This is a genomic window from Rhodoferax sp. (genome assembly GCF_037143375.1).
Lineage (GTDB): Bacteria > Pseudomonadota > Gammaproteobacteria > Burkholderiales > Burkholderiaceae_C > Rhodoferax.
In genome coordinates this window covers 1-11,935 of the sequence record NZ_JBAWYV010000100.1, presented here as the reverse complement: position 1 = coordinate 11,935, position 11,935 = coordinate 1, and the positions used below count along the sequence as shown (strand labels likewise).

Below are 11,935 nucleotides of genomic sequence, written 5' to 3'. Positions count from 1 at the left end.
TCGAAGGCGTGGCCGCCATGACCGACGAACAACTGCTGGAAGCCATTGGCCGCAAACGCGGCGCCTTGCTGGGTGGGCAGCGGGTCAATATGCAAAAAGCCGGTGAGATTGCGATTTATGACTTTCGCCATGCCGTGATGGGCCGCATCACCCTGGAAACGCCTGAGGAATTTGCCGAATGGCTGGCAGCGGGTGAAAAGTTGGATGCCGAGCGCCAGGTCAAGAAAGATGCGATTGAACTGGACCGCAAAATTCGTTTCAAGAAGATTCCGCGCCCGAACCATCGGGAAGCGCCATAAGTGCTGGCCCCGGCAGATTATTAATCTCGCTTGAGCACCAAGTCAGAACAGGGATACGCCACACAGGGCAGGGCGTAGCCTTCGGCTTTTTCTTCGGCGCTCAGGCCCGGCCATTCAATCTCGTAGCGCACCGACCCGCTGACCAATTGGCCGATACAGGTGCGGCACGTGCCATTGCGGCAAGAGCTGGGCCAGTCCAGGCCGCCTTGCTCCAATGAAGTCAGCAAGGGCTGATTTGTCCAGGCATCGGCCTGTTGTCCGTCAGTTGCAAGGCTGGCGATAAAAAATAGAGGATTATCTGGGGTGGTCATGGCTCTATTGTATTAAGCATTAAATAGCCCTCTAGCCCCCGTATCTATTGCGTAACTAGCTATAAAATATATAGCGTATTTTATAAACCCCCTTTTGATATGAAAAACATCTTGCCCCTCAGTCTGCTAATCAAACCCGATAAAAATGACCCCTTGCCGCTCATTCTGTACCACGGTCGTAACTGTCCGGACGGTTTTGCAGCCGCGCTGGCCGCCTGGTTGTATTACGCGGGAAAAGCCGAGTTTCTGGGTCTTGATCATGGCGATGTGAAGCAACTGTCTGACCTGCCTGCCCTGACGGGGCGGGCCGTCTACATTCTTGATTTTTCGTTTTCCAACGAGATCATGCATGGCATTGAAGAGCAAGCGGCCAAGTTGGTCATGCTCGATCACCACAAGAGTGCGGCCGAAAAACTGACCGGTTTTGCCTGCCGTTGTGGCGTGGTGCATTTCGACATGCACAAGTCAGGCGCGCGCCTAGCCTGGGAGTTTTTTCATCCGGCGAAACCGGTGCCTGATCTGGTGCGATTTATTGAAGATCGCGACATCTGGGTCTGGCAATACCCCGAGAGCGCCGGTTTTCTGGCTGCGCTGGACATGGAACCCTTTGAGTTTGAGCGCTGGCAGGCCATTGCCGCCTTTGATGCCCCGCAGTTAGCCAGTTTCATGGCACGCGGCCAGGCGATGGACGAGAAATTCAGCAAGCTCGCCGACCTGATTGCCGAGAGTGCACAACCCCTCATCTTTAATGGTGTGAGCGGCTTGATGGTGAACGCGCCGGGTGTGTTTCACAGTCTGATTGGCGAGTTGCTGTCCCGTAAGAGTGGCACTTTTGCCTTGATGTGGAGCATCGATAAAACCGGGGTCGTGAAGGCTGGCTTGCGCTCGCAGCGTGGCTATGACTGCATACCGCTGGCAGAGAGCATGAACGGGGGCGGCCATGCCCAAGCCTGCGGTTTCAAGGTCGACGCCAAGCGCCTGCCCGAGTTGCTGAGCGGCACGTTTAACGCCGAGTCTTGATCCCCGGCGTTAATGTTTTGTCGCTTAATTTTCCAGTTTAAACACAGCCACGGTCTGCACCAACTCCAGAGCCTGTGAATTCAAGCTGCTGGCGGCGGCGGCCATTTGCTCGACCAAAGCGGCATTTTGCTGAGTGGTTTGGTCCATCTGAACCACCGCTTCGCCGACCTGCGCCACGCCCAAGGCCTGCTCGCTGCTGGCGGAACTGATTTCGCCCATGATGTCGGTCACGCGTTTGATGGCGCTCACCACTTCGGTCATGGTGCTGCCGGCCTGGTCTACCAGATGGGTGCCATGGGCGACTCGCTCCACGCTGGCGTTGATGAGCAGTTTGATTTCCTTGGCCGCTTCGGCGGACCGTCCGGCCAGCGAGCGCACTTCACTGGCCACCACGGCAAAGCCGCGCCCTTGCTCACCGGCTCGGGCGGCTTCCACGGCCGCGTTCAGGGCCAGGATGTTGGTTTGAAACGCAATGCCGTCAATGACTTGAATAATGTCTGAAATCTTGCGTGAGCTTTCGTTGATGGTTTTCATGGTGTCCACCACCTGCGCCACCACTTCTCCACCCTGAATCGCCACGGTGCTGGCGCTCATGGCCATCCGGTTCGCCTGGTGTGCGTTGTCGGCATTTTGTTTGACGGTGGAACTGAGTTCCTCCATGGAGGCAGCGGTTTCTTCGAGCGCGCTAGCTTGACTTTCGGTGCGGGCAGACAGGTCCATGTTGCCCTGGGCAATCTCGGCGCTGGCGGTGGCGACCCCGTCGGAGCCTTGGCGCACATTGCGCACCACCGAGGCCAGACTGCGTTCCATAGAAGACAAGCCACGCATCAAGGCTGAAATTTCGTCACGTCCGGTGGCGTCAATTTCCTGCGTTAAATCGCCTTGGGACACGGCATCAGCAAACTTGACGGCTTGTGCCAGTGGCCGGGTGATGCTGCGCACCAGCCAGATAGCAGCGCCCAGCGCGAGCAAGGCTGCCAAAAGGCCTACACCCGCAGCGATAAGCCGCGTGGTGGCGATCAGTTGGCCATTCTCGGTGCCGGTGGCCTGCACTTTGGCAACCTGACGGGCATCGAGCTTGGCCAAGGCCGAGAGAAACGGGGCCAGCATCGGAATCATTTCTTCGTCAGCCGCATAAGCGGCCTCGGCTTGCTTTCCGCCTTGCACCAACTTGACGATGCGCTGAACGCCCGCGACATAGCTGCCATGGCGCTTGCGGGCTTCTGAAATCAGGGCTGCGTCGTCGGCAGAGCCAGCCAGATCGCGCTCGAGTTTATCCAGCCCCGAACTGATGCGCGTGTCACGGTCAACGATTTCCTTGGCCAGCTTGGCCTGCTGGTCGCTGCTGGAGGACAGCAAAATCACCATGCTGGCAATCGCGTTGTCTTTGGCCAGCAGGTGCATTTCAGAGGCTTGCGCCTGGACTTGTACACCCTCACCCATGGCGACCGAATTGGCCGCGCTCTTATACAGGCTGGTTTGTACCGAGATCACCAGCAGGGCGATGGTCATGATGACCACGCCGAAAGCCAGTCCGACGCGGGCGCCGATTTTCAGGTCAAGAAATTTGGTCATGGGGTGCTGGATCAGCCGCCCAGATCACCCACGAGTTGCTGGCATTTGGTAATGCGTTCTTTCTGAATGCCACCGGCGATCTTGCGTGCTTCATCGTCCTTGCCTGCCAGGATGGCGGGCACCAAGTCCACTTCGCGGGTTTTCTTGAAGGCGTTCCAGGCTTCGTTCAGTTCCTTGAACTGGGCTTCCTTGCCGGCGGGCGCTTTCATCTTGGCGAGGTGAGCACTGACGGCATCTGCGGTGGCCTTGACGATTTTTTGTTGGTCAGCGCCGCGTTTGTCTTTGTTGGTCATCATCGTGACGAGTGACTCGCGTGCTGCGCTTAACTCGGTGCGCAGATCGGTAAATTCGTTGGCATGGGCCAACGAGGAAGCGGTCAAGGCCGTGAAGGCCACAAAAAGCAGTGAAAGTAATTTTTTCATGATTTAGGCAGTTGATTTTTAAAACAATTTGATTAAAAAGAAAATAAATACTCGTAATTTATTATCGGTCAAGAAAAAAATTCACTTAACTTGAGAATTGTCACGAATATTAGATGTTCATTCTAGGCCTGCTGGCCTGACTTGCTGCCACAAAGGTGAGTCAATAGAATATTGCCTCCAAAGTGGCAGCCTTACATCACATCATGGAATGCAAACCGATCGTATTGCCTTCCGTGTCCTGAACTATGGCGATAAAACCGTAGGGGGCAATGCTCATCTTGGGCTGACACACCACGCCACCGTGGGCTGTGGCACGCGCGGACTCTATGGCGCAGTCAGCGCAGGAAAAGTACACCATCGTCCCACCGGTGCCCGGCTTCATCTGCGGGCTTTTCACCAAGGCGCCCGAGGCACCGGTTCCGGCTGCGTTCATTGGGAACGCCAACATTTGCATGTCACTGCCAGACGTTTGGGGCAATGCCTCAATCGGGTGTCGAAACACGTTTTCGTAAAACGCTTTGGCCCGTTTGATATCTTCAACATAAATTTCAAACCAGCCCACTGCATTGGGCTGAGTACGAGAAGTTTCCATGACGACCTCCGTAGGTTAAGCGGCGCACCAGCGCGCCGGGGCGAAAAATTTTAGTCTTGTGAAAAAGGTTCTGCAAGCCCACTGAGGGAGGTGCCATGCTGGCACTAATTTCACCTTGGCGCAATTCCAGAGAGCGATGCGGCTGCGCACTGAAGCGTGAGAAACATTTAGTCAGGCCACAAATATTTTCGAATTCAACAAAGCGCGGTGCAGATTTTTGATTAATAGCCAGCCCAAGAAAATAGAAGGTAAACATTCCCTTGTTCTTTGTCTGGAAGCCTTAAAAAGATTAATAATGAATTGTCTAAACAGGAGAAAACATGCAAATCCAAATCAACACAGACCACCATATTGAAGGTCACGAAACCCTGATCGCTTGGGCTTCGGACGAAGTTACCAGCGCTTTAAGCCGTCACAGCGGGCACATCACGCGGGTTGAGGTTCATCTGAGCGATGCCAACGGCCACAAAGGCGGACAAAGCGACAAACGTTGCGCGATGGAAGCGCGCGTGGAAGGCCGTCCGCCTCTGGCAGTAACGAACAATGCCGACAACTTGCACCAGGCTGTTACCGGTGCTGCCGAAAAACTTAACCGTTTGATTGAAAGCAGCCTGGCACGTGCTTCACGGCCAGTGCCTGAGCCATTGCCAGAGTAAATTCCCTCAAGCTTGCGGGCCTGCCAGCGGTTTATTCCCGGTAGGTTCCCGGCGCCAAGCCTTCCAGCGAGTGGGGGCCAATGGCAGCGCGAATCAGGCGCAGGGTCGGAAACCCCACCGCGGCGGTCATACGTCGCACCTGGCGGTTCCGGCCTTCTTTTATTCCCAATTCAATCCAGCTCGTAGGAATAGCTTGCCGAACCCGAACCGGCGGCTCCCGCTCCCATAACATGGGCGGCTGCACCATCTGACGCGCCCGCGCTGGCAAGGTCATGCCGTCATTCAGCAACACGCCTTGTCGCAAGCGTTCCAGCGCCGCTTCATCGGGCAGGCCTTCCACCTGGACCCAATAGATTTTTTCCATCTTGTAGCGCGGATCGGCAATGTGGGCCTGGAGCTTGCCGTCGTTTGTGAGCAGCAGCAGGCCTTCGCTGTCGGCGTCGAGCCGCCCTGCAACATAGACCCCGGGAATGTCGATAAAGTCTTTGAGCCCGCGCCAGCGCCCCTCGGGGGTGAACTGGCTGAGCACGCCGTAAGGTTTATTGAAACGGATCAGGCGTGGGGTTCGGTCCAAAGCACTCATTTGGAGGTTTGGTGTTTCTTCTGCTCAAGGGAGCGTTCTTCAATCATTTCGATGTGGCACGTAGGCATATCACTTGGCCCTCAGGCCTTGCACCAGCGCGCCCAAGGCAATACCTCCCAGCGCCCACAACAGGCTCCAATTAGCGGTGCCCAGGCTCGCAATGGCCGGGCCGGGACACACGCCACACAGGCCCCAACCCACGCCGAACAAGGCTGATCCCACTGCGGTGTCACGGTTCCAGACGCTGGGATGCACATGAAATTGGTCACCCAGCAAGGGTTTGGACAGCAGGCGGGGCGCCAGTTTGTAGGCCACCACCACTACCAGCACGGCGCCGCCCATAACCAGCATCAAGCCGAGATCTGAGAATCGCAAAAATCCCAACACCACCTCGGGCCGAATCATGGTGGACAACGCCAGGCCGAAGCCAAACAGTGCACCTGCCAGCAAAGTGGCCAAACCGCGTGCCGCCCTCATGCCAGCCACCTGGCCGCGAGGTTGGCCGTCAGGAAGGCGGTGGCCATGAAGGTCAGCACGGCCATCAGCGATGGCCAGCGCAACGAACCCAAGCCGCAAATGCCATGCCCCGAGGTGCAGCCGTTGCCAAGTCGCGCGCCGTAGCCCACAAAAAAGCCACCCACAGCCAGTTGCCATGCCGGCACAGTCGTGGTCTGAGGTGCGCCGCCCGCCCAACCCAGCCACCAGACCATCGCACCCAGGATCATGCCCAGTGCATAGACGAGTCGCCAGTTGCGCGAATCCACGAATCTTGCCTGCTGAAAAAACGGCCGTTGCACCGCAAAGGACCAGGTGCTGGAAAACAGCGTGCTCATGCCGCCGATGCGCCCTGTGAACAGGAATAACAAGGACACGCCGGTGCCAATCAGCACCCCGCCCAGCAAGTAATGCTGCCAGCCGTGGGGGAAGATGGATGTATATAAGTTCATGGCGATGGATTATCAGGGAGGATGCGCAAACGACCACACCAGCAAAAGGTTGTTGGCCGGCATGGCGTGGCGTGCCATCAGGCGCAAGCCGACACGACCACCTTCTTTCTCTACATCGCCGCGCCCTCGAATGCCCCAGCCGGGGTTTTGCGCGCGCAGGCTCTGGTCAAACGTGAGGTTGCCCGGTGAGGTGAGTACATCATCTTCCAGATAGGGGCCGTAGGTGATCAGTCGCCCGCCCGGTGCCAGGTGCCGAGCGCTGCCACGCATCAGTGAGGCACAAGTTGCCCACGGTGCGATGTGCAGCATGTTGGCGCAGTAGATGAGGTCAAACCGCGCATCGTCGGGCAACCAGCGCGGGGCCATCACGTCCAGCAGCAGCGGCGCTCGTATATTTTCCAGACCCTGTTGGCTTGCATTCGCTGCAATGCTCGTCAACGCGTGAGGTTGTGCATCGGTGGGTTGCCAGTCCCACTGCGGCAAGCCAGCGGCAAACCAGGCCGCATGCTGGCCGGTGCCCGACGCAATCTCCAGCGCGCTGCCGCACTCAGGGAGCACCTGGCTCAGCACCTCAAGGATGGGCTGCTTGTTGCGGTCTGCCGCAGGGCTGAAGTCAGGTGGAGACATGACGCAGGTGTTGGCCCGTAGATTTAGCCAGCGACGAACTCGTAGGAGACGTCTTCGCTCTCGACCATGTCCAGAATGTCGTTTAACACATCGTCGTTCTCGGTGCTGGTCCAGGTTTCTTCGGGGTTGCTGGCAAACAGGGGTTCAATCGCCATGTCCATGAATTGGTTGTCGGGAAGCTTGATCACCTGGCCGCCTTCAGAGGTTTGAATCAGTTCCCATTCATCGGGGACATTCATGTCTAATTTGATGGTGATGCTGAGTTTTTTCATGTTGATTTCCATAATTTATGAGGGGGGAAGGTTAACCGAAACCTCCACGTACCCGTTTTGCGGCTTATGTTGTGCGAGAACGGCTCCTGCCGGGTGCTACCAAGCGCTCGTGCATCGCCGTGTTCAGTGCGATCAACAAAAGCGCTATTTATCCGTCAAGAGCGAACAAACCCTTGAGTGAAAAGCGCGAATTTTGTAGGCCAGAAGATGGCCCACGGTTTCGAGATAGCCTCTGGATTTTGCGCGTACCAACCACTTGGATAGCCACTCGATCCAACTGTGGGTGACCAAATGATCGAAGCGCTCACACTCGCCGCAGAATGTTTCAAATTGGGCATATTCCTGCAAAATTTCCTTGGCAGTTGACTTCAGTGCCCCGATTTCAGACAGAAAAGCCCTGTCGCGACTTCGTTTCAAGTCAAGAATTTGAATGGCCCGGTCCAGATAGGTTTGAGCCATCTTGGCAGACTGCAAAAAACCATAGTCGTTGATGGAAATCGTGGCAAGACGATGCGTTCCTTCAACAATGAAAACGTTGATTTCATCTGAGTTTTCTGGCCATTGCGCTTGCATCGCTAACAACTCCGTGCGTGATTCTCGGTAGGTTCGACATGTATGACTTCATCATTTGGTCAACCCTTTCAAATGTCAATACCGTCTAATCAAATCGAAACACAGGTTTACGCGCAATGATCAAAGAGACGCACGGTTAGGTGGCGCACAGGATAGAAATATCCTGCCTTGCCGAGATCCGAATTCCCCTTTTACCCTCAACCGCCAAGCTTGGCGTAGTACTGCGCAATGGCGGGTGTCTGGGCAATGCGCTGGGTGTGGGCGGCGAGTAGCGGGGCAATTTTTTCAACCAGATCGGTCGGCACATGGTCCAAGCGGCCGGAAGTAAGCCCGCGCACAAAGGTAAATACCTTCAGATCGGCAATGGTCAGGCGGTTGTCGGCAAAGTATTGGCCGCCGTGGGCTTGCAACTGCGTTTGCAGCCAACCCAAATACTGAGGCAGCGCGCCATTGACCAGCGCGGTGCGGGCCTCTTTGAGCGCGTCACCGGTCAAGCCGAAGGTGGTGCCGAGTTTGACGTTGGCATCTTCCACCCCGTCTAGTACCTCGTCACACAGCAGCGCCTGAAATGCATCAAGGGGGTACAGGCCCGTGAGCTTGCCCACGTAGCGGGTGATCGCGTCGCTTTGGGTCACCTGCACACCATCTACATGCAGCACCGGCACCTGACCCAGCGGCGTGGACTTGCGCACCTCGGCAAAGTCGGCAAAGCCAAAGCGGCTGTCTTCAAACGCAATGCCGCCCATGTGCAGGGCCAAACGCGCAGGCTCGGCGCGGCCACCGTTAAAGTCGAAATATGTGAGTTTGAGTTGGCTCATGGTGATGTCCTGTAGTGGTTGCGCAGCAGCCCGCGCGGGTTGGTTTGGCGGATTCTAGGGCGGTCTGGGGCGCCCATACTGCAGTGGGGCTTTGCGGCCTGCCAATCCAAACAGCTGGGCACTAGTCACAGTTTTTTGCACCGCGTGGTCGATGTGGACAGCGCCGTGCCTGAAGTGGTGGAACTGGGTGCTGCGCGGGTGCCGGGGATTCAGAGTTGAGGCGTGAGACTGCGCCCCGGGTTGCCAAGCAGATCCGCCAGCACACGTTGGCGAACCTTGAGAAAAAGGGCGTCGGCCATCGTGGATGATGCGGGGAGATTTGTTTTAATAACCATCATGGGGTTGATCATGACATTAATGGGGGGGTTTTATGCTTCAAGCCCCCGTCCTATAAGCGCAAGCAGCTATTTAAAAGATAGTACCTATGCGCCCGCCAAACTCACCGACTGGCGTTTGGCGCCGTCCAAAGTCTGGCCCTGATCGGTCTTCCACTCCAGCCAGCCGTTGGCCGAGCGCCCCATCACCGCAATGGCGGCCATGCTGGGGCTGGCGAACACATGGTCGCGGGTGAAAATGGTTTAGTCAGCGTGGCGAGCCGTGTTGGCTTGCTTGGGCTTGATGCCCGGCACGACAACGCCAAAGGCATCGGCCATGCGCTGCGCCTGTTTGGCCGATTGCTCCAAGGCTTTTTGCAGCGCCTTGGGGGAAGGCATCAAACGACTTGGCTGAGTTTTTTCAGTTTGTGCCATGTTGCAGTCTCCGTTACGGTCAGTTGGGTTGCGAATTGTGTGGCCACAGGTAAGGCCTGAGAGGAAGACGAATTATCGAACAATACCCATTCATCGGCTATTGGCGCGTACATAGTAAAGAAGTTGTTCAAACTTCGTCCAAACCTCCGCCGCACTACATCAGGAGGCACATCATGGCCACCCAGAACTACGCGCAGCTTCACACGGCGTATCGCCAATTGGGCATTTGCCAGCGAAAAGTAGTAAATAGCCACCAAATAGCCTTGTGCTTTGAGTCGCCGCAAAAAAGGCGCAAAGCTTCGACTGGAAAGGGTGGATTCAAAAGCAAAGTCTGCCCCGGCATCACCTAATTGATGCAGCCGCTTGAGCATGATGCGACCCGCCTCAAACGCCACTGCGTCCGTATTGCGCCCGGACAAGCCGCGTGCGATGTAGTCGGCATTGACAAAGGTTTCAATGCCAATCGTTGCGAGGATGGCGTCTGCGTGTGTCGATTTGCCCGCGCCGTTTGGGCCAGCAAAGATGACGACTCGGGGTGATGGCTTGGATGTGCTGGGCATGGCTCAGTTAAGGTGAAAATCCTGCGGCCACAAAAAGTAGGGGCCAAAGCGTGGCTTGGCGACGAACTGCGCGCTGACTTTTTCTCCATTCAGTATGTCGCAACATCAAACTGGGTACCCCATCTTTGTCTCACTAATTCAATCCCGTTTTTAAGTGTTTCGTGGTGTTTAGCTTGCGCTATGAGAAGAAAGCAAACGTTCGAGGTAGCGAAGCTAAAAATAGTACTCCCGTCTGTGGCTTGTTTTAGCTGTGTTACCCGTTTTTTCATGTACCCCTGCCGCTCTTCTCGAGGAAAGTGTTGGTAAATTAGCAATGAATGGCCAAATTGGTACGACTGTTTCACCTCATGGAAAAACAGAAACTTGCTCGAGTTCATTCTGCCGTACGGGCGCGATTTGATTTCAAGTCCGTTATCGGGGTCAAAGAAAACGACATCAATGCCATGAAGCCGCGATAGAACATCTTGAAATAGAGTTGTGCGTGCCGCAGCATTGTCAGCAATAAAGTCATCAACGTATCTCGCATTTGGCAAGATGGCATCTTGTTGGACGCGAGTTACAGTCCTTGCACGATGCGTGTGCACCATTCCATGAAGCTTGTGAAAAAGCTCCGCGTCGTATTTTTTCCAGCGCTCTGGTTTGTCAAGATATTCCAGAAATTGACCGTCATTGCGCATGTCATCGGTTGTCAGTAGCCAAAAAATACCGCAGCTCAGTGCCCCGTCACTAAATAGAGCACGAATGAGACCGTACTTTCGAAAATCATTGATGTCTGCGACATATTGGTTTTTCATGGGGCAAATGAGACTTCAGTTTTACCGGCATTAGCTACTTCCCCCAACTATCCTTCAACCCCACCGCCAGATTAAACACCGGCTTGCTTCCTTGAACGTGGTCCACCCGATCCGCCACAAAGTAGCCATGCCGTTCAAACTGGAACTTCTGATCGGGCAGCGCATTCGCCAATGAGGGCTCCACAAATGCGCTGATGACCTTCAGGCTGTTCGGGTTCAAACATTCCAAAAAGTCTTTGCCGCCCGCATCGGGCTGGGCATCGCTGAACAGGCGGTCGTACAGCCGTACTTCGGCGGGGACGCCGTTGGCCACGCCGACCCAGGTGATGGCGGCTTTGACCTTGACCAGGTCGCTGCCGGGGGTGCCGCTCTTGGTGTCGGGCACCACGGTGGCTAGCACTTCGGTTATCACACCTGCGGCGTCTTTGGCACAGCCGGTGCATTCGATCACGTAGCCGCCTTTCAGGCGCACCTTGTTGCCGGGGAACAGGCGTTTGTAGCCTTTGGGCGGCACTTCTTCAAAATCTTCGCGTTCAATCCATACCTCTTTGCCAATGGTGAAGTGGCGCGGGGGCGGTGGCTCTACCCCTTCGGGTGGGTGGGGCAGGGCGGGCTGGGTGCAGGGCTCCAAGTGGTCGGTGCCCATCACTTCATCCCAGTTCGTCAGCACGAGTTTGACCGGGTTCAGCACGGCCATGCCGCGGTGTGCTTTGACTTCCAGGTCTTCGCGCAGGCAGCCTTCGAGCGTGCTGTAGTCGATCCAACTGTCGCTCTTGGTGACGCCAATGCGGTCAGCAAATAGTCGCAAACTCTCGGGCGTATAACCCCGGCGGCGCAGGCCGACTATTGTTGGCATGCGTGGGTCGTCCCAGCCGCTCACTTTGTGGTCGTACACCAAAGCGGCCAGTTTGCGTTTGCTGGTGATGACATAGGTGAGGTTGAGTCGGGCAAATTCGTACTGTTTGGGCGGCGGGGCGCTCAGCAGGCCGCCTTCAATCAGGCGCGCCATCAGCCAGTCGTAAAACGGGCGCTGGTCTTCAAATTCGAGGGTGCAAATGCTGTGGGTGATCTGCTCAAGCGCATCTTCAATCGGGTGGGCAAAGGTGTACATCGGGTAGATGCACCATTTGTCGCCCG

At 56.1% G+C, this 11,935-nt stretch carries 20 protein-coding genes and 1 pseudogene; 3 read left to right on the top strand and 18 right to left on the bottom strand.

From position 1 onward, the window contains the following. A pseudogene (locus tag WCG50_RS13730) lies at nucleotides 1-299 on the top strand (ribosome biogenesis GTPase YlqF); the annotation flags it as partial. A gap of 20 nt (nucleotides 300-319) precedes the next feature. Here WCG50_RS13730 and WCG50_RS13725 read toward each other — a convergent pair. Further along, complete coding sequence (locus tag WCG50_RS13725; protein WP_336900166.1) at nucleotides 320-610, bottom strand: 2Fe-2S iron-sulfur cluster binding domain-containing protein; 291 nt, start codon at nucleotides 608-610, stop codon at nucleotides 320-322. Nucleotides 611-709: 99 nt separating this feature from the next. Here WCG50_RS13725 and WCG50_RS13720 point away from each other — a divergent pair, with 99 nt between their 5' ends. Then, nucleotides 710-1,630, top strand: coding sequence for a DHHA1 domain-containing protein (locus WCG50_RS13720; protein ID WP_336900165.1), 921 nt, complete (start codon nucleotides 710-712; stop codon nucleotides 1,628-1,630). A 24-nt stretch (nucleotides 1,631-1,654) separates the two neighbouring features. Here the strand turns inward: WCG50_RS13720 and WCG50_RS13715 are convergent, their stop codons facing one another. From WCG50_RS13715 to WCG50_RS13700, 4 genes are all read right to left on the bottom strand, one after another. Then, a complete protein-coding gene (locus WCG50_RS13715; RefSeq protein ID WP_336900164.1) occupies nucleotides 1,655-3,205 on the bottom strand; it encodes a methyl-accepting chemotaxis protein in 1,551 nt (516 codons plus the stop codon). An 11-nt stretch (nucleotides 3,206-3,216) separates the two neighbouring features. Then, nucleotides 3,217-3,627 carry a hypothetical protein gene (locus WCG50_RS13710; protein ID WP_336900163.1) on the bottom strand — a complete coding sequence of 137 codons (411 nt, stop codon included), beginning with the start codon at nucleotides 3,625-3,627 and terminating at the stop codon, nucleotides 3,217-3,219. A 196-nt stretch (nucleotides 3,628-3,823) separates the two neighbouring features. Beyond that, entirely contained in the window at nucleotides 3,824-4,219 is a 396-nt protein-coding gene (locus tag WCG50_RS13705) for a VOC family protein (RefSeq protein WP_336900162.1), read from the bottom strand. After that, the gene (locus WCG50_RS13700) at nucleotides 4,176-4,475 is read right to left on the bottom strand and encodes a hypothetical protein (RefSeq protein ID WP_336900161.1); all 300 of its coding nucleotides are present in this window, start codon (nucleotides 4,473-4,475) and stop codon (nucleotides 4,176-4,178) included. Before WCG50_RS13700 ends, WCG50_RS13705 begins: the two co-directional genes overlap by 44 nt. Before the next feature lie 64 nt (nucleotides 4,476-4,539). On the opposite strand from WCG50_RS13700, the gene WCG50_RS13695 reads away from it, so the two are divergent. Beyond that, a complete protein-coding gene (locus WCG50_RS13695) occupies nucleotides 4,540-4,875 on the top strand; it encodes an HPF/RaiA family ribosome-associated protein (RefSeq protein WP_336900160.1) in 336 nt (111 codons plus the stop codon). 31 nt (nucleotides 4,876-4,906) lie between these two features. On the opposite strand, the gene WCG50_RS13690 is transcribed toward WCG50_RS13695, so the two are convergent. The 13 genes from WCG50_RS13690 to WCG50_RS13630 all read right to left on the bottom strand — a co-directional run. After that, nucleotides 4,907-5,458, bottom strand: a complete 552-nt coding sequence (locus WCG50_RS13690) for a pseudouridine synthase (RefSeq protein WP_336900159.1) — start codon at nucleotides 5,456-5,458, stop codon at nucleotides 4,907-4,909. 69 nt (nucleotides 5,459-5,527) lie between these two features. Beyond that, entirely contained in the window at nucleotides 5,528-5,935 is a 408-nt protein-coding gene (locus tag WCG50_RS13685) for a DUF6691 family protein (RefSeq protein ID WP_336900158.1), read from the bottom strand. Then, nucleotides 5,932-6,405 carry a YeeE/YedE thiosulfate transporter family protein gene (locus WCG50_RS13680; protein ID WP_336900157.1) on the bottom strand — a complete coding sequence of 158 codons (474 nt, stop codon included), beginning with the start codon at nucleotides 6,403-6,405 and terminating at the stop codon, nucleotides 5,932-5,934. Before WCG50_RS13680 ends, WCG50_RS13685 begins: the two co-directional genes overlap by 4 nt. Nucleotides 6,406-6,417: 12 nt before the next feature. Continuing rightward, on the bottom strand, nucleotides 6,418-7,032 hold the full coding sequence (locus WCG50_RS13675; protein WP_336900156.1) for a DUF938 domain-containing protein: 615 nt from the start codon (nucleotides 7,030-7,032) through the stop codon (nucleotides 6,418-6,420). 23 nt (nucleotides 7,033-7,055) lie between these two features. Further along, entirely contained in the window at nucleotides 7,056-7,304 is a 249-nt protein-coding gene (locus tag WCG50_RS13670) for a hypothetical protein (RefSeq protein WP_336900155.1), read from the bottom strand. 144 nt (nucleotides 7,305-7,448) lie between these two features. Next, on the bottom strand, nucleotides 7,449-7,877 hold the full coding sequence (locus WCG50_RS13665; protein ID WP_336900154.1) for a hypothetical protein: 429 nt from the start codon (nucleotides 7,875-7,877) through the stop codon (nucleotides 7,449-7,451). 197 nt (nucleotides 7,878-8,074) lie between these two features. Further along, nucleotides 8,075-8,695, bottom strand: a complete 621-nt coding sequence (locus tag WCG50_RS13660; protein WP_336900153.1) for a glutathione S-transferase family protein — start codon at nucleotides 8,693-8,695, stop codon at nucleotides 8,075-8,077. A gap of 209 nt (nucleotides 8,696-8,904) precedes the next feature. Next, nucleotides 8,905-9,045 (bottom strand): hypothetical protein, encoded by a 141-nt coding sequence (locus WCG50_RS13655; RefSeq protein WP_336900152.1) that lies wholly within the window; start codon nucleotides 9,043-9,045, stop codon nucleotides 8,905-8,907. Nucleotides 9,046-9,117: 72 nt separating this feature from the next. Continuing rightward, complete coding sequence (locus WCG50_RS13650) at nucleotides 9,118-9,270, bottom strand: DUF4357 domain-containing protein (RefSeq protein ID WP_336900167.1); 153 nt, start codon at nucleotides 9,268-9,270, stop codon at nucleotides 9,118-9,120. 3 nt (nucleotides 9,271-9,273) lie between these two features. Then, entirely contained in the window at nucleotides 9,274-9,408 is a 135-nt protein-coding gene (locus WCG50_RS13645; RefSeq protein ID WP_336900151.1) for a hypothetical protein, read from the bottom strand. Continuing rightward, entirely contained in the window at nucleotides 9,408-10,004 is a 597-nt protein-coding gene (locus WCG50_RS13640) for a zeta toxin family protein (protein WP_336900150.1), read from the bottom strand. Before WCG50_RS13640 ends, WCG50_RS13645 begins: the two co-directional genes overlap by 1 nt. 89 nt (nucleotides 10,005-10,093) lie before the next feature. Beyond that, nucleotides 10,094-10,798, bottom strand: coding sequence for a hypothetical protein (locus WCG50_RS13635; protein ID WP_336900149.1), 705 nt, complete (start codon nucleotides 10,796-10,798; stop codon nucleotides 10,094-10,096). A 34-nt stretch (nucleotides 10,799-10,832) separates the two neighbouring features. Then, the coding region (locus WCG50_RS13630; protein ID WP_336900148.1) for a glutamate--tRNA ligase family protein at nucleotides 10,833-11,935 on the bottom strand (1,103 nt) is incomplete at its 5' end.